Below are 16,249 nucleotides of genomic sequence, written 5' to 3'. Positions count from 1 at the left end.
GCCATGATGACGAAAATCCCCGCACCACCTTCGACGGCGCACCTCGCGCTGCCCTTCTTCGATGAAGCCCATCGCTCGCTCGCACGCGACCTGCTGCCCTGGTGCGCAGCGCAGGAAATCGACGAGCGCGACGACCGCGCGGCTTGCCGGGAATGGGTGCGCCGCCTCGGCGATGGCGGCTGGCTGCGCTACGCCGTGCCCGGCAGTGCGGGCGGCGCGCTGGAGCGCCTCGATTCGCGCGCGCTCGTGCTGCTGCGCGAGACCCTCGGCTATCACTCGCCGCTGGCCGACTTCGCCTTTGCGATGCAGGGACTGGGCAGCGGCGCGATCACGCTCGCGGGCACGCAGGAACAGCAATCGCAATATCTGGCTGCGGTCGGCAAGGGCGAGAAGATCGCGGCCTTCGCATTGAGCGAGCCCGATGCGGGCTCGGACGTGGCCGCAATGGCCATGCGTGCCGAGCCGACGGCCGATGGCTGGCTGCTGAACGGCACGAAGACCTGGATCAGCAACGGCGGCATCGCCGATTTCTATTGCATGTTCGCCAAGACCGATCCGACCGGCGGCACCCGAGGCATCACCGTGTTCATCGTCGATGCGAAGACGCCCGGCCTCGACACCTCCGAGCACATCGACGTGATGGCACCGCACCCGCTTGCCACGTTGCGTTTCGAGAACTGCGTCGTGCCGCGCACCGCGCAGCTCGGTGAACTCAACGGTGGCTTCAAGCTCGCGATGCGCACGCTGGACATCTTCCGCGCATCGGTCGCGGCCGCTGCGCTCGGCATGGGCCGCCGCGCGCTGGCCGAGGCCATCGCGCACGCAAAGAGCCGCCGCATGTTCGGCCAGACGCTCGCCGACTTCCAGCTCACGCAAGCCAAGCTCGGCGAGATGGCCGCGCTGATCGACAGCGCCGCACTGCTCACCTACCGCGCCGCATGGATGCGCGACGACGCCGAACAACGCGGTGCAGTGGCGGTGGGCGATGTGTCCGCCGCAGCAGCGATGGCCAAGATGTGCGCCACCGAGAACGCGAGCCGCGTGATCGACATGGCACTGCAGATGCACGGTGGTCTCGGCGTGAAGGTTGGCACGAAGATTGAAAGCCTCTACCGCGACATCCGCTCGCTGCGCATCTACGAAGGCGCGACGGAAGTCCAACAACTGATCATTGGCAAATCCGTTCTGCGGGGATAAATACCGTGTCTGCCCAAGTCGACCGCTTCGTTCACGACCGCCTGCCGCCCGCCGCGCAGTTGCCGGTCTTTCGCTATGACCTGCCCGAGCTGCAGTTGCCCGACCAGTTGAACCTCGTGGAGGAGCTGCTGGACAAGGCCGATGCCAAGGGCTTCGGCGACAAGCCGATGCTGCGCTCGCCGGCCGGCACGCTCACGTACAGGCAGGCTGCCGTCGAGGTCAACCGCATCGCGCAGGTACTGACCGAAGACCTCCGGCTCGTGCCCGGCAACCGCGTGCTGCTGCGCGGCGGCAACTCGGTGGCGATGGCGCTCGCGTGGCTTGCAGTGGTGAAGGCCGGCTTGATCGCGGTGGCGACGATGCCGTTGCTGCGTGCGAAGGAACTCGGCGAGATCATCGAGAAGGCCCGCCCTGTTGCCGCGCTGTGCGACGGTCGCCTGCTCGACGAACTGGCGACTGCGCAGAAGGAGCATCCGGTGCTCGCAACGGTGATCGCATTCAACAAGCCCGATGCGGCGGACTCGCTTTCCGCACGCGCCGCGGGCAAGAGCGGCGTATTCACCGCGTGCCCCACAGCGGCGGACGACATCGCGTTGCTCGCGTTCACGTCGGGCACCACGGGCAAGCCCAAGGCGCCCGTCACCACGCACCGCGACGTGCTCGCGATGTGCGAGACCTGGCCGCGCCACGTCCTCAAGGCGCGCAGCGACGACATCGTCGTGGGCTCGCCGCCGCTGGCGTTCACCTTCGGGCTCGGCGGTTTGCTCGTGTTCCCGATGTGGGCCGGCGCCTCGGTGTACTTTGCCGATGCACCGTTCACGCCTGAAGGACTGGTGAAGCTCATCAACGAGGTCGGCGCGACCATCTGCTACACCGCGCCCACGTTCTATCGCCAGATGGCGCCGTTCGTGAAGCAGCACGGCATGCCGAGTCTGCGCATCAGCGTGAGCGCGGGCGAGGCCCTGCCCGATGCGACGCGCCAGCTGTGGAAGGAAGCCACCGGCATCGAGATGCTTGACGGCATCGGCGGCACCGAGGTGTTCCACATCTACATCTCCGCCGCGGGCAACGACGTGCGCAAGGGCGCGGTTGGCAAGGCGGTGCCCGGCTTCACCGCGAAGGTGGTTGACGACAAGGGCAACGAGGTGCCGCACGGCACCGTCGGCAAGTTGGCGCTGCAAGGGCCGGTCGGCTGCCGCTACCTGGACGATCCGCGCCAGGCCGATTACGTGAAGAACGGCTGGAACTACCCCGGCGATTCGTTCGTGCAGGACGACGACGGCTACTTCTTCTACCAGGCGCGCGCCGACGACATGATCATCACCGCCGGCTACAACGTCGGCGGTCCGGAGGTCGAAGACGCGCTGCTCAAGCACCCCGCGGTGGCCGAGTGCGGCGTGATCGGCAAGCCCGATGCGGACCGCGGCATGATCGTGAAGGCCTTCTGCGTGCTCAAGCCCGGCAACGAAGGCGACGCGACCCTGGTGAAGGCGTTGCAAGACCATGTGAAGGCCACGATCGCACCCTTCAAATACCCGCGGGAGATCGAGTTCGTGACGGTGCTTCCGCGCACCGAGACCGGCAAGCTCCAGCGATTCAAACTGAGACAACTCAACAGCACACCATGATCAACAAACTCCTGCAGCCCGAGGGCTGGCTGCCTCCCAAGGGCTATGCGAACGGCGTCGCAGCGCGCGGCACCATGCTGTTCGTCGGTGGCCAGATCGGCTGGAATGCGCAGCAGCAATTCGAGTCGGACGACTTCATCGAGCAGTGCGGCCTCGCGCTGCGCAACATCGCCGAGGTGCTGCGTGCGGGCGGCGCGGGCCCCGAGCACATGGTCCGCATGACCTGGTATGTAACGGACCGCGACGAATACAGCCGCCGGCTGGCCGAGCTGGGCCCGGTCTATCGCGATGCGATGGGACGCAACTTCCCGGCAATGACCTGCGTGCAGGTAGCGGCGCTGGTCGAGCACCGGGCGAAGGTCGAGATCGAGGTCACGGCGGTTATTCCGGACTGACCATTTATTTCGCCATGCCGTCAGCCGACGGCATGCGCGTAACGCTTGCGGTACTCCGCCGGCGTGATGCCGACCTGGCGCTGGAATGCGCGCCGCAAGGTGTCGGCATCGGCAAATCCGCATTGGGCGGCCACCTGCTTCGGCGCAGCATCGCCGGACTCGAGCAGTCGGCGTGCGGCGGAGACACGAATGCCTTCCACCCAGGCTGCGGGCGTGGCTCCGACCTCTTGCGTGAACAGCCGTGCGAAGTGGCGAGGGCTCAGGCTCATGCGTCCGGCCAGGTGGGCGACGCTGTGGTCCTCCGCGGGGTTCGCCGCGATCCAGCGCTGGACCTCCTGCAGGGCCGATCGGCCGGTGGGCGCAGCCTCGCCCTTCCGGCTGAACTGCATCTGGCCGCCCGGACGCTTGAAGAACATCACGAGCTGGGCGGCGACCTTCATGGCGATCTCGCGGCCAAGGTCTTCCTCCACCAGCGCCAGCGCCAGATCGAGGCCCGCGGTCACGCCGGCAGCGGTGCGAAGGCGCCCGTCTCGCACGTGGATGGCATCGACGTCGACTTGCACCGCGGGGAAGGCCTGCGCCAACTGATCGGCCACTGCCCAGTGCGTCGTGACTCGCTTCCCATTGAGCACCCCCGCCTGCGCCAGCACGAAAGCGCCGCTGCAGACTGAGCCGAAACGGCGCACCTTGGGCGTGACCTTGCGCAGCCACGCGGTGACGTCAAGGTGGGTCGCCGCGCTCGCGGCATGCGGCGTGCCGGCCACCAGGAGCGTGTGGATCGCCTCGTCGATGTCCTCGCCGATGACGGCGTCGGGCATGAGCCGCACGCCCGATGAACTGCGGATGGCGCCGGGCTGGCTCGCGATGACGCGCAGCCGGTAGGCCTCGGTACGCGCCTGCACGTTCGCCTCGGCGAACACGTCGAGCGGGCCAGAGACGTCCAGCAATTGGACGCCGGGCATGGCAAGGATCGCGATGGTCTTCGTGGTGCGCATGGTTGTTCTCGTGTCTCTTTCACAGGCGCAATGGCAGGATTTGCCATAACACGTCTATTGAAGACACTCTAGCCGACTCCTAAAGTTGTTCCCACACTCACAGGAGAAATCCACATGGCTTTGACGACGATCGACGGGGTCCGCATCCCCGACAGCAAGCTTGCGCGCGAGATCACCGAAGTGGTCCGGGACACGGTGCCCTCGCTGCTGTTCCACCACTCCAGCCGGGTCTATTACTTCGGCGCATTGGCCGGCAAGCGCCGCGGGCTCACATTCGACCCGGAGTTGCTCTACGCGGGCGCGATGTTCCACGACATGGGGCTGGTGAAGGCGCACAGCAGCACGACCGAGCGCTTCGAGGTCGACGGGGCCAATGTGGCGCGCGATTTCCTGCGCGGCCGCGGGATCTCGCAGCAGGACGTCGACCTGGTCTGGACGGCAATCGCGCTGCACACGACGCCGGGCATCCCGAAGCACATGCATCCGGTCGTGGCGCTGGTGACGGCAGGGGTTGAGATGGACGTGCTCGGGCTGTCCTACCCGGAGTACAGCGAAGCCGAGCGCACGCAGGTCGTCCATGCACATCCGCGTACCGAACACTTCAAGGAAGACATCATCCAGGCCTTCTACGACGGCATCAAACACAAGCCGGACACCACCTTTGGCAATGTGAAAGCCGACGTGATCGCGGACAAGGAGCCGCATTTCCATCGCGGGAATTTCTGCAGCGTGATTCGCTGCTCGGCCTGGCACGGCTGAAAAATCCAGGAGATCTGGAAAATTAAAAAGCCCTCATTGCGAGGGCTTCATTCATTCAATTTCCGACCCAAGAAAAAAGGCCCTTTGAAAATTCAAAGGGCCTTTTAAATTGGTTGCGCGAGCAAGATTTGAACTTGCGACCTTTGGGTTATGAGCCCAACGAGCTACCAGGCTGCTCCATCGCGCGGCAAGATCGAATTATAGCTTATTCTGCAGCGCCTTGCTCGGCATCTGCTTCTTTAATTTCAGGACGGTCGACCAGTTCGACCAGAGCCATCGGCGCGTTGTCGCCCACGCGGAAACCCATCTTCAGGATGCGCGTGTAACCGCCCGGACGTGCCGCGAAACGCGGGCCCAGATCGGCGAAGAGCTTGACGACGCTGTCGCGGTCGCGCAGGCGGTCGAAAGCCAGGCGCTTGTTGGCGAGCGTGGGCTTCTTGGCGAGCGTGATCATCGGTTCGATGACGCGGCGCAGTTCCTTGGCCTTGGGGACCGTGGTCTTGATGACTTCGTGCTCGATGAGCGAATTCATCATGTTCTGCAGCATCGCAAGGCGGTGCGAGCTGGTGCGGTTGAGTTTGCGAAGTCCGTGTCCGTGACGCATGGTGCTTTTCCTTTACTTTATTAAACAGGCAGCCGTGTCAGGTACTGCCCGGGCACGAGCCCTCATGGGCTCAATTCAAAACAAAAATCAACGCTTGTCGAGACCGGCCGGCGGCCAGCTTTCAAGCTTCATACCCAAGGTGAGGCCGCGCGAAGCGAGGACTTCCTTGATTTCGTTGAGCGACTTGCGACCCAAGTTCGGGGTCTTGAGCAACTCGTTCTCGGTGCGCTGGATCAGGTCACCGATGTAGTAGATGTTTTCGGCCTTCAGGCAGTTGGCCGAACGCACGGTGAGCTCGAGCTCGTCGACAGGGCGCAGCAGGATCGGATCGAATTGCTGTGCGCTGCGCGGTGCCGGTGCATCGAATGCAGCCAGTTCGCCGCCTTCGAGCTGTGCGAACACTGCGAGCTGCTCGACCAGGATTTTAGCCGAGGCGCGGACCGCATCTTCAGCGGTGATGGCACCGTTGGTTTCGATCTCGACCAGGAGCTTGTCCAGGTCGGTACGCTGTTCGACGCGGGCGCTTTCGACGGTGTAGCTCACGCGCTTGACGGGCGAGAACGACGCGTCGAGAACGATGCGGCCAATCGACTTGGTCGGCTCGTCGGCATAGCGGCGCATCGTGCCGGGCACGTAGCCGCGACCCTTCTCGACCTTGATCTGCATGTCGAGCTTGCCGCCTTGCGACAGGTGCGCGATCACGTGGTCGGGATTGATGATCTCGACGTCGTGCGGGGTCTGGATGTCCGATGCCAGGACCGGGCCTTCGCCGTCCTTGCGCAGGCTCAGCGTGACTTCGTCGCGGTTGTGGAGCTTGAACACCACACCCTTGAGATTCAGAAGGATGTTGACGACATCTTCCTGCACGCCGTCGATCGACGAGTACTCATGCAGAACGCCAGCGATCGTGACTTCGGTGGCCGAGTAACCGACCATGGACGACAGCAGGACGCGACGCAGCGCGTTGCCGAGCGTGTGGCCGTAGCCGCGCTCGAAAGGCTCAAGCGTCACCTTGGCCTTGTTGGCGGCAAGTTGCTCGACCTGAATGGTCTTGGGTTTCAGCAGGGTGGTTTGCATGCAGACTTCCTCTCAATACCCCCGGCTCGTTACACCGGTAAGGCTGGTGAAGCACCTGACCCGCAACAAAGCACGGGGCAGGAACGTGAACAACAAAAACTTGTCTCCCATACGCGCGAGGCGTGCGGGAACAAAAATATCAACGCGAATAGAGTTCGACGATCAGCGATTCGTTGATGTCGGCTGCGAATTCGTCGCGATCGGGCACCTTCTTGAAGGTGCCTTCGGCCTTGTCGGCGTTCACATCGACCCAAGCCGGAATGCCGACTTGCTGGGCGAGTTGAAGCGCTTCAACAATGCGGTTCTGCTTCTTCGACTTGTCGCGCACAGCGATCACGTCGCCGGTCTTGACCAGGTACGACGGGATGTTGACCGATTGGCCGTTCACCGTGATCGCCTTGTGCGACACGAGCTGACGTGCTTCAGCGCGGGTCGAGCCGAAGCCCATGCGGTAAACGACGTTGTCCAAGCGCGATTCAAGAATGAACAGCAGGTTGGCGCCAGTGTTGCCACGGCGGCGATCGGCTTCTTCGAAGTAGCGGCGGAATTGCTTTTCCAGCACGCCGTACATGCGCTTGACCTTCTGCTTTTCACGCAGTTGCAGACCGTAGTCCGACGTGCGCTGACCCGAAGTGCGACCGTGCTGGCCGGGCTTGGAATCGAACTTGGCCTTGTCTTGAATCGAACGACGGGCGCTCTTCAGGAACAGGTCGGTGCCTTCACGGCGGGAAAGTTTGGCCTTGGGGCCGAGGTAGCGTGCCACGAGTATTCCTTTGTGTCATCTGCCGCAGTTGCCTGCGGGAGCCATCAGCGGGACGCGGATGGCGGTGGGCTTAGTTAAAAAACAAATGCGCAGCCGCTCGAAAGCTGGCTGCGCCTTGCGGACTGACGATCAGATGCGGCGACGCTTCTGGGGACGGCAGCCGTTGTGCGGAACGGGCGTCACGTCGGCAATGGAATTGATCCGGATGCCGAGCGCAGCCAGTGCGCGCACCGACGATTCGCGACCGGGGCCCGGGCCCTTGATCTCGACGTCGAGGTTCTTGATACCTTGTTCGACAGCAGCACGGCCGGCCACTTCGGAAGCGACCTGCGCAGCGAACGGGGTCGACTTGCGCGAGCCCTTGAAGCCCTGGCCACCCGACGAAGCCCACGACAGGGCGTTGCCCTGGCGATCGGTGATCGTGATGATGGTGTTGTTGAACGAGGCATGCACGTGGGCGATACCGTCCGCAACGTTCTTGCGAACCTTCTTGCGAACGCGCTGTGCGGCGTTGTTTGCAGGTGCTTTAGCCATGCTGGTCTATCCTTATTTCTTCAGGGACTGCGCAGCCTTGCGCGGACCCTTGCGGGTGCGGGCATTGGTGCGCGTGCGCTGGCCGCGCATCGGCAGGCCGCGACGGTGACGGAAGCCGCGATAGCAGCCGATGTCCATCAAACGCTTGATGTTCATCGTCGTCTCGCGACGCAGATCGCCTTCGATCGTGAACAGAGCGATCTGATCGCGGATCTTCTCGAGATCGGCGTCGGTCAGATCCTTGATCTTCTTCGAATATTCGATGCCGCTCGCTTCGCAGATTTGACGGGCGCGGGTGCGACCGATACCGAAAATGGCGGTCAGGCCGATTTCAGCGTGCTTGTGCGGCGGAATGTTGATGCCAGCAATACGTGCCATGTGCGTCCTCTAATACTCTTCAATCAACCCTGGCGCTGCTTGTGGCGCGGGTCGGTGCAAATCACACGCACCACACCTTTACGGCGGATGACCTTGCAATTACGGCAGATGGTTTTGACCGAAGCCGAAACTCTCATTTCATTCTCCTAAAACTGTTTAACGTGGCGGTACACCGCCCACTTACCCAATATTCTCAATACTGAAACTCACAGCCCTACGATGTCTTGAAGTTCGCCTTCTTCAGCAGCGATTCGTACTGCTGGGACATCATGTAGTTTTGCACCTGGGCCATGAAGTCCATCGTGACGACCACGATGATCAGCAGGGAGGTACCACCGAAGTAGAACGGCACGTTGTACTTCAGGATCAGGAACTCGGGCAGCAGGCAGACGAAGGTGATGTACACCGCGCCGGCCAACGTCAGGCGAACCAGAATCTTGTCGATATAGCGAGCGGTCTGGTCACCCGGGCGAATGCCAGGTATGAATGCACCACTCTTCTTCAGGTTGTCGGCCGTTTCCTTGCTGTTGAACACGAGAGCCGTGTAGAAGAAGCAGAAGAAAACGATCGCGGCAGCGTACAGCAGCACGTAGATCGGCTCGCCCGGACGCAGCGCGCCGGCGATGTCCTTGATCCAGCGGAAACCACCCTCACCGGTACTGAACCAGCCGACCACCGTTGCAGGCAGCAGGATGATCGACGAGGCGAAGATCGGAGGAATCACGCCAGCCATGTTCAGCTTCAAGGGCAGGTGCGACGACTGGCCGCCATAGACCTTGTTGCCGACCTGGCGCCGCGCATAGTTCACGAGGATCTTGCGCTGGCCGCGTTCGACGAACACCACGAAGTAAGTCACCAGGACCACGACCGCGATAATGAAGAGCGCAACGATCGGGTTCATCGCACCGGTGGTCACCAGCGAACCGAGACCTGCCACGGCACTCGGCAGACCTGCTGCGATGCCTGCAAAGATCAGGATCGAGATGCCGTTGCCCAAGCCGCGTTCGGTGATCTGCTCGCCGAGCCACATCAGGAACATCGAACCTGCCGTCAGGCTCACCATGGCGGTCAGGCGGAAGCCGAAACCGGGGGCGATAACCAGACCGGCCGACGATTCGAGGGCCACTGCGATGCTGAACGACTGGAACAGGGCCAGACCGAGCGCGCCATAGCGCGTGTACTGCGTGATCTTGCGGCGGCCGGCCTCGCCTTCCTTCTTCAATTGCTCGAAGGTCGGAAGCACGTAGGTCATCAGCTGCATGATGATCGACGCCGAGATGTACGGCATGATCCCCAACGCGAACACGGTGAAGCGCGACAGCGCCCCGCCCGAGAACATGTTGAACAGGCTCAGAATGCCGCCCTGCTGGCCCTGGAAGAGCGCCGCCAGCTGGTCCGGGTTGATACCCGGCACAGGAATGTGCGCGCCAATCCGGTAGACCACGAGCGCGAGCAGCAAAAAGACGAGCCGACGACGAAGGTCGCCGAACTTGCCTGTTTTTGCGATCGTTGCCGCGTTAGTTGCCACGAAGAACTTCTTTCAGTCCGATGGTGATCAGGCGACGCTGCCGCCGGCTGCTTCGATTGCAGCCTTGGCGCCAGCGGTTGCACCCACGCCCGTCAGCTTGACGGCCTTGGTGAGTTCACCGGTCTTGACGATCTTGACGACCTTGGCAAGTTGGCCCACGAGGCCGGCTTGCTTCAGCGCCAGGACATCCACTTCGGCCAGGCCGAGCTGCTCGAGGGCAGTCAGCGTGACTTCAGCGTTGAACTTCAGCAGGTGCGACTTGAAACCACGCTTGGGCAGGCGACGCTGCAGCGGCATCTGGCCGCCTTCGAAACCAACCTTGTGGAAGCCGCCAGCGCGCGACTTCTGGCCCTTGTGACCGCGACCTGCGGTCTTGCCGATGCCCGAGCCGATACCGCGGCCGACGCGGCGCTTGGCGTGCTTGGCGCCGGCTGCCGGCTTGATGCCATTGAGTTCCATATCAGTCTCTCTTACAGAACTTTGACCAGATAACTGATCTTGTTGATCATGCCGCGCACCGCCGGGGTGTCCTGCAGCTCGCTCACGCTGTTGAGCTTGCGCAGGCCGAGGCCACGCACGGTCGCGCGATGCGATTCCTTGGTGCCAATCGGGCTCTTGACCAATTGCACCTTGAGGGTTTGTTGTTGCGTCGTCATTTGAATGCTTCCTTCAGGCTTACGCTTAAGCGAAGATTTCTTCGACGGTCAGGCCGCGCTTGGCAGCCACTTCCGACGCGGTCGTCGAGTTCTTCAACCCGTCGAGCGTGGCGCGAACCATGTTGTAGGGGTTCGACGAACCATGGCTCTTGGCCACGATGTCGGTGATGCCCATGACTTCGAACACGGCGCGCATCGGGCCGCCGGCGATGATGCCGGTACCCTTCGGGGCGGGGATCATGACGACCGAAGCGGCGCCATGGTGACCCGTCACGCGGTGATGCAGCGTGCCGTTCTTGATCGAGATCTTGGCCAGGTTGCGGCGAGCTTCTTCCATCGCCTTCTGCACGGCAGCAGGCACTTCCTTCGACTTGCCCTTGCCCATGCCGACGCGGCCTTCGCCGTCGCCCACGACGGTCAGCGCTGCGAAACCGAGGATACGACCACCCTTCACCACCTTGGTGACGCGGTTGATCGCGATCATCTTTTCGCGCAAACCGTCTTCAGGGCCTTCGTTCTGCGTTCTTGCTTGAATCTTTGCCATTTTGAATCTCGTGTCCGGTTAGAACTGCAGACCGGCTTCGCGAGCCGCCTCGGCCAGCGCCTTGACGCGGCCGTGGTACGCAAAACCTGCGCGGTCGAAGGCGACCTTCTCGACGCCGGCGGCCTTCGCCTTTTCAGCGATGCGCTTGCCGACGGCGGTGGCTGCAGCGGCATTGCCGCCCTTGCCCGAACCGCCGAGCGAGGTGCGCACTTCGGCTTCGGCCGTCGATGCGCTTGCGATCACCTTGGTGCCGTCGTCGGAAATGACGGTGGCATAGATGTGCAGGTTGGTGCGGTTCACCGTCAGACGGGCCACGCCCTGCGTCGCGATGCGAATGCGGGTCTGGCGCGAGCGGCGAAGACGCTGTGCTTTTTTGGTCAACATCATTTTGCTGCCCCTTACTTCTTCTTGGTCTCTTTGATCACGATCTTCTCGTCCGAATAACGGATGCCCTTGCCCTTGTAAGGCTCAGGCGGACGAACAGCGCGGATCTCAGCGGCGATTTGACCAACGCGCTGACGGTCAGCACCCTTGATCACGATTTCGGTCGGGGTCGCAGTGGCCACCGTGATGCCTTGCGGCATGTCGATGTTGACCGGGTGCGAGTAACCGACTTGCAGGTTCAACTTGTTGTTGGACGCTGCGGCCTTGTAGCCGACGCCGACCAGGTTGAGCTTCTTCTCGAAGCCCTTGGTCACGCCAACCACCATGTTGTTCACCAGCTGACGGATCGTGCCGCTCATCGCATTCGCTTCACGCGATTCGTTGGCCGGTTCGAAGTTCAGCTTGCCGTCGTTGCTGACGACCTTCACCAGGGGGTTGCGTGCAAGGTTGAGCGTGCCGCCCGTGCCCTTGACGCTGATCTGGTCTTCCTTGATCGACACATCCACGCCTGCGGGGATGGTGATCGGCATTTTTCCTACTCGGGACATTTCAGTGACTCCTCGATGTCTCGGTTAGGCGACGTAGCACAGAACTTCGCCGCCGACACCGGTGGCGCGCGCCTTGCGGTCGGTCATCACACCCTGGGGGGTCGTGACGATCGCAACGCCGAGGCCGTTCTGGACTTGCGGAATGGAAGCACTGGCCTTGTAGACACGCAGGCCAGGACGGCTCACGCGCTCGATGCGCTCGATGACCGGACGGCCAGCGTAGTACTTCAGGACGATTTCAAGTTCGCTCTTGCCGGCTTCGGTCTTGACCTGGAAGCCGTCGATGTAGCCCTCGTCCTTCAGGACTTGTGCGATCGCGACCTTCACCTTGGAAGACGGGACCGACACGGTGGGCTTCGCCACCATCTGCGCGTTACGGATACGCGTCAGCAGGTCGGCAATGGGATCACTCATGCTCATGTTGTTTGCTCCTGCCTGGCTTACCAGCTGGCCTTGGTGACACCGGGGATGTCGCCATTGAAAGCCAGTTCGCGGATCTTGGCGCGGGCCAGACCGAATTGACGGAAGGTGCCACGGGGGCGACCGGTAATTTCGCAGCGGTTGCGCTGACGCGTGGGGTTCGCGTTGCGCGGGAGCTTCTGCAGGCCCAGGCGGGCAGCAGCGCGCTCTTCGTCGCTCTTCTTCACGTCGTTGGAAATTGCCTTCAGTTCCGCGTGCTTCGCAGCGAACTTGGCAACCAGCTTGTCGCGCTTGAGTTCGCGCTGGATCAAAGATGCTTTAGCCACAGATCACCTCAGTTCTTGAACGGGAAACGGAAACCAGCGAGAAGCGCCTTGGCTTCTTCGTCGGTCTTGGCCGTCGTCGTGATGCTGATATTGAGACCGCGCAGGGCATCGACCTTGTCGTACTCGATCTCGGGGAAAATGATCTGTTCCTTGACGCCGATGTTGTAGTTGCCACGGCCGTCGAACGCACGGCCGGAGATGCCGCGGAAGTCGCGAACACGCGGCAGCGCGATGGTCACGAAACGGTCCAGGAACTCATACATCTGCACGCCACGCAGCGTGACCATGCAGCCGATGGGCTGGTTTTCGCGGATCTTGAAACCGGCGATAGCCTTCTTCGACTTGGTGACCACGGGCTTCTGGCCGGCGATCTTGGTCAGGTCGGCGACAGCGTTGTCGAGAACCTTCTTGTCGGCGACTGCTTCACCCACACCCATGTTCAGGGTGATCTTGGTGAGGCGGGGGACCTGCATCGGCGACTTGTAGCCGAACTTTTCCGTCAGGTCTTTCGCGATCTTTTCGCGATAGTGTTGTTGGAGACGTGCCATGTGAGTACCTCTTAGGCGAACTTGATTTCGTCGCCGCTGGACTTGAAGACGCGAACAGCCACGCGCTTGCCGTCAGCACCCTGGGTGATCTTGATGCCCACGCGATCGGCCTTGCCGGTCGCGGCATTGAAGATCGCCACGTTGGATTGGTGAATGGGCATGGACTTCTCGACGATGCCACCGGTCGTACCCTTGAGCGGGTTCGGCTTGGTGTGCTTCTTCACGAGGTTCAGGCCTTCGATGACGATGTGCGAGTCGTCCTTGCGGAGCGACACGGTACCGCGCTTGCCCTTGTCACGACCGGCCAACACGATGACCTGGTCGCCTTTGCGAATCTTGTTCATGGCGTTGTTGTCCTTACAGAACTTCGGGTGCCAGCGACACGATCTTCATGAACTTTTCGGTGCGCAGCTCGCGCGTCACCGGTCCGAAGATGCGGGTGCCGATAGGCTCCAGCTTGGCGTTGAGCAACACTGCTGCGTTGCCGTCGAACTTGACGAGCGAGCCGTCGGCGCGACGGATGCCCTTGGCGGTGCGGACCACCACTGCGCTGTAGATCTCGCCCTTCTTGACGCGACCACGCGGAGCGGCTTCCTTGATGCTGACCTTGATGACGTCGCCCACGCTGGCATAACGCCGCTTGGAGCCACCGAGCACCTTGATACACAGGACGGATTTCGCGCCCGTGTTGTCGGCCACTTCGAGCCGGGATTCAGTTTGGATCATTTCTTGATATTCCCAACTTGTACCGATGAGCCTCCAGGAGGGAGACACCGCGGTCAGTCTTGGGCCCGTCGTTGGCGCCTCGAACCACTCGAGGCACTTCCGCTTTGGGCTGAAAGCTTCGCCTTTTGGAAGCGAAGCCCGCGATTATTGCAGGCACTTCTGCCGATGTCAACCGACTCATTACACCACCACGTGCTGGCACTAGACTCCAAGGCGTGCGCGCCACTGCCCGAACCCATCTTTCACCACCGCTCCCTACCCGCCGCAGCCTTCTTGGAAGTGCAGCTGCCGCGCTGGCGCTGGGCCTTGCCGGATGCGGCAGCGCAGCGCCAGTTCCAGCCACCGGACGCTTGCGGTGCATCGCCGAGGCGCGCTGGGCGCACCGGCTGCATATAGAAGACACCACGGCCGGCGGCCTCTCCGGCATCGACTACGACGCCGCCCGAGGTGAGTACCTGCTTATCAGCGACGACCGGTCAGACCTTGCACCCGTCCGCTGCTATACGGCGCGCTGGCCCCTCCCGCAAGCCGCCCAGCCAGAGCCGACCGGCGTTGTTGAGCTGCAACGCCCGGGCGGCGGACCTTGGCCCGACCGGCGGCACGCGATCGCCGGGCTCCCGGTTCCCGACCCCGAAGCCATCCGCTTGCGCTCATCCACCGGCACCCTGCTCTGGACCAGCGAAGGCGACATCGCCCGGGGTTTCGGCCCCGCGCTGTATGAATCGGCGCGCGACGGCCGTTTTCTGCGCGAATTCGCCCTGCCCGCCATGTTCACGCCCGACCCGGCCCAGCGCCGCGGTCCGCGCGACAACCTGACCTTCGAAGGCATCGCCCTCACGCCCGACGGCCGCTTCGCCTGGCTCTCGATGGAAAACGCCCTGATACAGGACGGGCCCATCCCTAGCGTCCGTGCGCCCGGTGGCCCCTGCCGCTTCACCCAGGTCGACCTGGATACCGGCAAAACCACCCGCCAGATCGCCTACGTTCCCGACGCCATCCCCCTTCGGCCCCTGATCCCCGGCAGCTACGCCGACAACGGCGTGAGCGAGGTGCTGATGCTCGATGCGCACCGCATGCTGGTGCTCGAGCGCGCCTATGCCACCGGCGCCGGCAACTCGCTGCGCCTCTACGAAGTCGACACCCGCGCCGCCAGCGACGTGCTCGCCGTCGATGCGCTCGCCCCAGGCAACCACCAGCCCGTTGCCAAGACCCTGGTGGCCGACTTCGCCGCACTCGGCCTGTCCCGCCTCGACAACACCGAGGGCATGTGCTGGGGACCGCCGCTGGCCAACGGCAACCGCCTGCTGGTGGTCGTGAGCGACGACAATTTCAACCCGCTGCAAGTGACCCAGTTCGCCGCCTTCGAATACATCGACCGACCATGACCATCGCCGTAACCTTCCTGCCCCGTACCGCCCCCGCACCCCTGCCGCCCATCGCCTTCATCGGCGGCGGCAACATGGCCAGCGCCATCATCGGCGGCCTGATCCAGCAAGGCACGCCGGCCGACGCGTTCGAGGTGGTCGAGCCCTTCGAGGCGGCGCGCACGAAGCTCGCGCAGTCCTTCGGCATCACGGCAGAGACCGAGGCCGGCGAGGGTCTTTCGCGCTGCGCCGTCGTGGTGTGGGCCGTGAAGCCGCAGACCTTCGCCGAAGCTGCCAAGCAGGTGCGCGCATTCGCCGGGGACGCACTCCACCTGAGCGTGGCCGCAGGCATTCCGTCGGACAGCATCGCCCGCTGGGTCGGCACCGAACGCGTGGTGCGCGCCATGCCCAACACGCCCGCACTGGTCGGCCAGGGCATGACGGGCCTCTTCGCGCGGCCGGACGTCACCGGCGCCGATCGGGCGCTCGTCAGCCAGTTGCTCACACCCACTGGCGAGTTGCTTTGGGTCGATGCCGAACCCGCACTCGACGCGGTCACCGCCATGTCCGGCTCGGGCCCGGCCTACGTGTTCTATTTCATCGAGGCGATGACCGAAGCCGGCGTCGAGATGGGCCTCACGCCCGACCAGGCCCAGCGGCTGGCCATCGGCACCTTCACCGGCGCCTCGGCGCTGGCGCACAGCGCGACCGAGCCACCTTCGGTGCTGCGCGAGCGCGTGACCTCCAAGGGCGGCACGACCTACGCGGCGATCACTTCGCTGGAAGGCGCGGACGTCAAGGCGCAGTTCAAGACCGCCATTCGCGCCGCGCAGAAGCGGGCGGCCGAGCTGGGCGACGAATTCGGGCGCGGCTGA

Annotated in this window: 24 protein-coding genes and 1 tRNA gene; 6 read left to right on the top strand and 19 right to left on the bottom strand. The window is 63.2% G+C overall.

The genetic code is table 11. The features are described 5' to 3' along the window. Positions 1-3 precede the first annotated feature (3 nt). From RT97_RS04030 to RT97_RS04020, 3 genes are read left to right on the top strand one after another with little or no spacing between them, the layout of a single operon-like run. On the top strand, positions 4-1,197 hold the full coding sequence (locus RT97_RS04030) for an acyl-CoA dehydrogenase family protein (RefSeq protein WP_042577485.1): 1,194 nt from the start codon (positions 4-6) through the stop codon (positions 1,195-1,197). A 5-nt stretch (positions 1,198-1,202) separates the two neighbouring features. After that, a complete protein-coding gene (locus RT97_RS04025) occupies positions 1,203-2,825 on the top strand; it encodes an AMP-binding protein (protein WP_042577484.1) in 1,623 nt (540 codons plus the stop codon). Further along, the gene (locus RT97_RS04020; RefSeq protein WP_042577483.1) at positions 2,822-3,220 is read left to right on the top strand and encodes a RidA family protein; all 399 of its coding nucleotides are present in this window, start codon (positions 2,822-2,824) and stop codon (positions 3,218-3,220) included. Before RT97_RS04025 ends, RT97_RS04020 begins: the two co-directional genes overlap by 4 nt. Before the next feature lie 20 nt (positions 3,221-3,240). Here RT97_RS04020 and RT97_RS04015 read toward each other — a convergent pair whose 3' ends face one another. Further along, entirely contained in the window at positions 3,241-4,215 is a 975-nt protein-coding gene (locus RT97_RS04015) for a GlxA family transcriptional regulator (protein ID WP_042577482.1), read from the bottom strand. Between the two features lie 114 nt (positions 4,216-4,329). Between RT97_RS04015 and RT97_RS04010 the strand changes: the two genes are divergently transcribed. After that, positions 4,330-4,974 (top strand): HD domain-containing protein, encoded by a 645-nt coding sequence (locus tag RT97_RS04010; RefSeq protein WP_042577481.1) that lies wholly within the window; start codon positions 4,330-4,332, stop codon positions 4,972-4,974. Between the two features lie 110 nt (positions 4,975-5,084). Here the strand turns inward: RT97_RS04010 and RT97_RS04005 are convergent. From RT97_RS04005 to rplN, 18 genes are all read right to left on the bottom strand, one after another. Next, positions 5,085-5,161, bottom strand: a tRNA-Met gene (locus RT97_RS04005). A gap of 18 nt (positions 5,162-5,179) precedes the next feature. Beyond that, the gene (gene rplQ, locus RT97_RS04000; RefSeq protein WP_013544103.1) at positions 5,180-5,578 is read right to left on the bottom strand and encodes a 50S ribosomal protein L17; all 399 of its coding nucleotides are present in this window, start codon (positions 5,576-5,578) and stop codon (positions 5,180-5,182) included. A gap of 87 nt (positions 5,579-5,665) precedes the next feature. Continuing rightward, the gene (locus RT97_RS03995) at positions 5,666-6,655 is read right to left on the bottom strand and encodes a DNA-directed RNA polymerase subunit alpha (RefSeq protein WP_009124827.1); all 990 of its coding nucleotides are present in this window, start codon (positions 6,653-6,655) and stop codon (positions 5,666-5,668) included. Positions 6,656-6,794: 139 nt separating this feature from the next. Continuing rightward, entirely contained in the window at positions 6,795-7,418 is a 624-nt protein-coding gene (rpsD, locus tag RT97_RS03990) for a 30S ribosomal protein S4 (protein WP_009124826.1), read from the bottom strand. A gap of 129 nt (positions 7,419-7,547) precedes the next feature. Beyond that, positions 7,548-7,952, bottom strand: coding sequence for a 30S ribosomal protein S11 (gene rpsK / locus RT97_RS03985; RefSeq protein WP_009124825.1), 405 nt, complete (start codon positions 7,950-7,952; stop codon positions 7,548-7,550). Positions 7,953-7,964: 12 nt separating this feature from the next. Then, complete coding sequence (gene rpsM, locus RT97_RS03980) at positions 7,965-8,330, bottom strand: 30S ribosomal protein S13 (protein ID WP_013544105.1); 366 nt, start codon at positions 8,328-8,330, stop codon at positions 7,965-7,967. A gap of 23 nt (positions 8,331-8,353) precedes the next feature. Next, a complete protein-coding gene (gene rpmJ, locus RT97_RS32320; RefSeq protein WP_013544106.1) occupies positions 8,354-8,467 on the bottom strand; it encodes a 50S ribosomal protein L36 in 114 nt (37 codons plus the stop codon). A gap of 77 nt (positions 8,468-8,544) precedes the next feature. Next, on the bottom strand, positions 8,545-9,858 hold the full coding sequence (gene secY, locus RT97_RS03975; RefSeq protein ID WP_042577480.1) for a preprotein translocase subunit SecY: 1,314 nt from the start codon (positions 9,856-9,858) through the stop codon (positions 8,545-8,547). Between the two features lie 27 nt (positions 9,859-9,885). Next, positions 9,886-10,317, bottom strand: coding sequence for a 50S ribosomal protein L15 (gene rplO, locus RT97_RS03970; RefSeq protein ID WP_042577479.1), 432 nt, complete (start codon positions 10,315-10,317; stop codon positions 9,886-9,888). 11 nt (positions 10,318-10,328) lie between these two features. Next, entirely contained in the window at positions 10,329-10,514 is a 186-nt protein-coding gene (gene rpmD / locus RT97_RS03965) for a 50S ribosomal protein L30 (RefSeq protein WP_009124818.1), read from the bottom strand. Between the two features lie 25 nt (positions 10,515-10,539). After that, entirely contained in the window at positions 10,540-11,058 is a 519-nt protein-coding gene (gene rpsE, locus RT97_RS03960; RefSeq protein ID WP_042577478.1) for a 30S ribosomal protein S5, read from the bottom strand. 18 nt (positions 11,059-11,076) lie between these two features. Then, positions 11,077-11,442, bottom strand: a complete 366-nt coding sequence (gene rplR / locus RT97_RS03955; RefSeq protein ID WP_042577535.1) for a 50S ribosomal protein L18 — start codon at positions 11,440-11,442, stop codon at positions 11,077-11,079. A gap of 14 nt (positions 11,443-11,456) precedes the next feature. Next, positions 11,457-11,990: a 50S ribosomal protein L6 gene (rplF, locus tag RT97_RS03950; RefSeq protein WP_013544111.1), complete on the bottom strand. Its 534-nt coding sequence runs from the start codon at positions 11,988-11,990 to the stop codon at positions 11,457-11,459. A 24-nt stretch (positions 11,991-12,014) separates the two neighbouring features. Beyond that, positions 12,015-12,410 (bottom strand): 30S ribosomal protein S8, encoded by a 396-nt coding sequence (gene rpsH, locus RT97_RS03945; RefSeq protein ID WP_042577477.1) that lies wholly within the window; start codon positions 12,408-12,410, stop codon positions 12,015-12,017. A 20-nt stretch (positions 12,411-12,430) separates the two neighbouring features. Further along, entirely contained in the window at positions 12,431-12,736 is a 306-nt protein-coding gene (gene rpsN, locus RT97_RS03940; protein WP_042577476.1) for a 30S ribosomal protein S14, read from the bottom strand. A gap of 8 nt (positions 12,737-12,744) precedes the next feature. Continuing rightward, entirely contained in the window at positions 12,745-13,284 is a 540-nt protein-coding gene (gene rplE / locus RT97_RS03935; protein ID WP_013544114.1) for a 50S ribosomal protein L5, read from the bottom strand. A gap of 11 nt (positions 13,285-13,295) precedes the next feature. After that, positions 13,296-13,628 (bottom strand): 50S ribosomal protein L24, encoded by a 333-nt coding sequence (gene rplX / locus RT97_RS03930; RefSeq protein WP_042577475.1) that lies wholly within the window; start codon positions 13,626-13,628, stop codon positions 13,296-13,298. Positions 13,629-13,641: 13 nt separating this feature from the next. Further along, entirely contained in the window at positions 13,642-14,010 is a 369-nt protein-coding gene (rplN, locus tag RT97_RS03925) for a 50S ribosomal protein L14 (protein ID WP_009124801.1), read from the bottom strand. 215 nt (positions 14,011-14,225) lie between these two features. Here rplN and RT97_RS03920 point away from each other — a divergent pair, with 215 nt between their 5' ends. Both RT97_RS03920 and proC read left to right on the top strand, forming a co-directional pair. After that, complete coding sequence (locus RT97_RS03920) at positions 14,226-15,395, top strand: esterase-like activity of phytase family protein (protein ID WP_042577474.1); 1,170 nt, start codon at positions 14,226-14,228, stop codon at positions 15,393-15,395. Beyond that, entirely contained in the window at positions 15,392-16,249 is an 858-nt protein-coding gene (gene proC / locus RT97_RS03915; protein WP_042577473.1) for a pyrroline-5-carboxylate reductase, read from the top strand. Before RT97_RS03920 ends, proC begins: the two co-directional genes overlap by 4 nt.

Source organism: Variovorax paradoxus, assembly GCF_000834655.1.
GTDB classification, from domain to species: domain Bacteria; phylum Pseudomonadota; class Gammaproteobacteria; order Burkholderiales; family Burkholderiaceae_C; genus Variovorax; species Variovorax paradoxus_F.
The sequence above is the reverse complement of the archived record's forward strand: the minus strand, read 5'-3'. Positions and strand labels throughout refer to the sequence as shown.

Coding starts and splice junctions, on each gene's coding strand:
- rpmJ (WP_013544106.1), bottom strand. CDS start 8,467: ATGAGAGTTTCGGCTTCGGTCAAAACCATCTGCCGTAATTGCAAGGTC.
- RT97_RS04030 (WP_042577485.1), top strand. CDS start 4: ATGATGACGAAAATCCCCGCACCACCTTCGACGGCGCACCTCGCGCTG.
- proC (WP_042577473.1), top strand. CDS start 15,392: ATGACCATCGCCGTAACCTTCCTGCCCCGTACCGCCCCCGCACCCCTG.
- RT97_RS04020 (WP_042577483.1), top strand. CDS start 2,822: ATGATCAACAAACTCCTGCAGCCCGAGGGCTGGCTGCCTCCCAAGGGC.
- rplF (WP_013544111.1), bottom strand. CDS start 11,990: ATGTCCCGAGTAGGAAAAATGCCGATCACCATCCCCGCAGGCGTGGAT.
- RT97_RS04010 (WP_042577481.1), top strand. CDS start 4,330: ATGGCTTTGACGACGATCGACGGGGTCCGCATCCCCGACAGCAAGCTT.
- rplR (WP_042577535.1), bottom strand. CDS start 11,442: ATGTTGACCAAAAAAGCACAGCGTCTTCGCCGCTCGCGCCAGACCCGC.
- rpsK (WP_009124825.1), bottom strand. CDS start 7,952: ATGGCTAAAGCACCTGCAAACAACGCCGCACAGCGCGTTCGCAAGAAG.
- rpmD (WP_009124818.1), bottom strand. CDS start 10,514: ATGACGACGCAACAACAAACCCTCAAGGTGCAATTGGTCAAGAGCCCG.
- rplX (WP_042577475.1), bottom strand. CDS start 13,628: ATGAACAAGATTCGCAAAGGCGACCAGGTCATCGTGTTGGCCGGTCGT.
- rplN (WP_009124801.1), bottom strand. CDS start 14,010: ATGATCCAAACTGAATCCCGGCTCGAAGTGGCCGACAACACGGGCGCG.
- rpsE (WP_042577478.1), bottom strand. CDS start 11,058: ATGGCAAAGATTCAAGCAAGAACGCAGAACGAAGGCCCTGAAGACGGT.
- RT97_RS04015 (WP_042577482.1), bottom strand. CDS start 4,215: ATGCGCACCACGAAGACCATCGCGATCCTTGCCATGCCCGGCGTCCAA.
- rplQ (WP_013544103.1), bottom strand. CDS start 5,578: ATGCGTCACGGACACGGACTTCGCAAACTCAACCGCACCAGCTCGCAC.
- rplE (WP_013544114.1), bottom strand. CDS start 13,284: ATGGCACGTCTCCAACAACACTATCGCGAAAAGATCGCGAAAGACCTG.
- rpsH (WP_042577477.1), bottom strand. CDS start 12,410: ATGAGCATGAGTGATCCCATTGCCGACCTGCTGACGCGTATCCGTAAC.
- rpsM (WP_013544105.1), bottom strand. CDS start 8,330: ATGGCACGTATTGCTGGCATCAACATTCCGCCGCACAAGCACGCTGAA.
- RT97_RS03995 (WP_009124827.1), bottom strand. CDS start 6,655: ATGCAAACCACCCTGCTGAAACCCAAGACCATTCAGGTCGAGCAACTT.
- rplO (WP_042577479.1), bottom strand. CDS start 10,317: ATGGAACTCAATGGCATCAAGCCGGCAGCCGGCGCCAAGCACGCCAAG.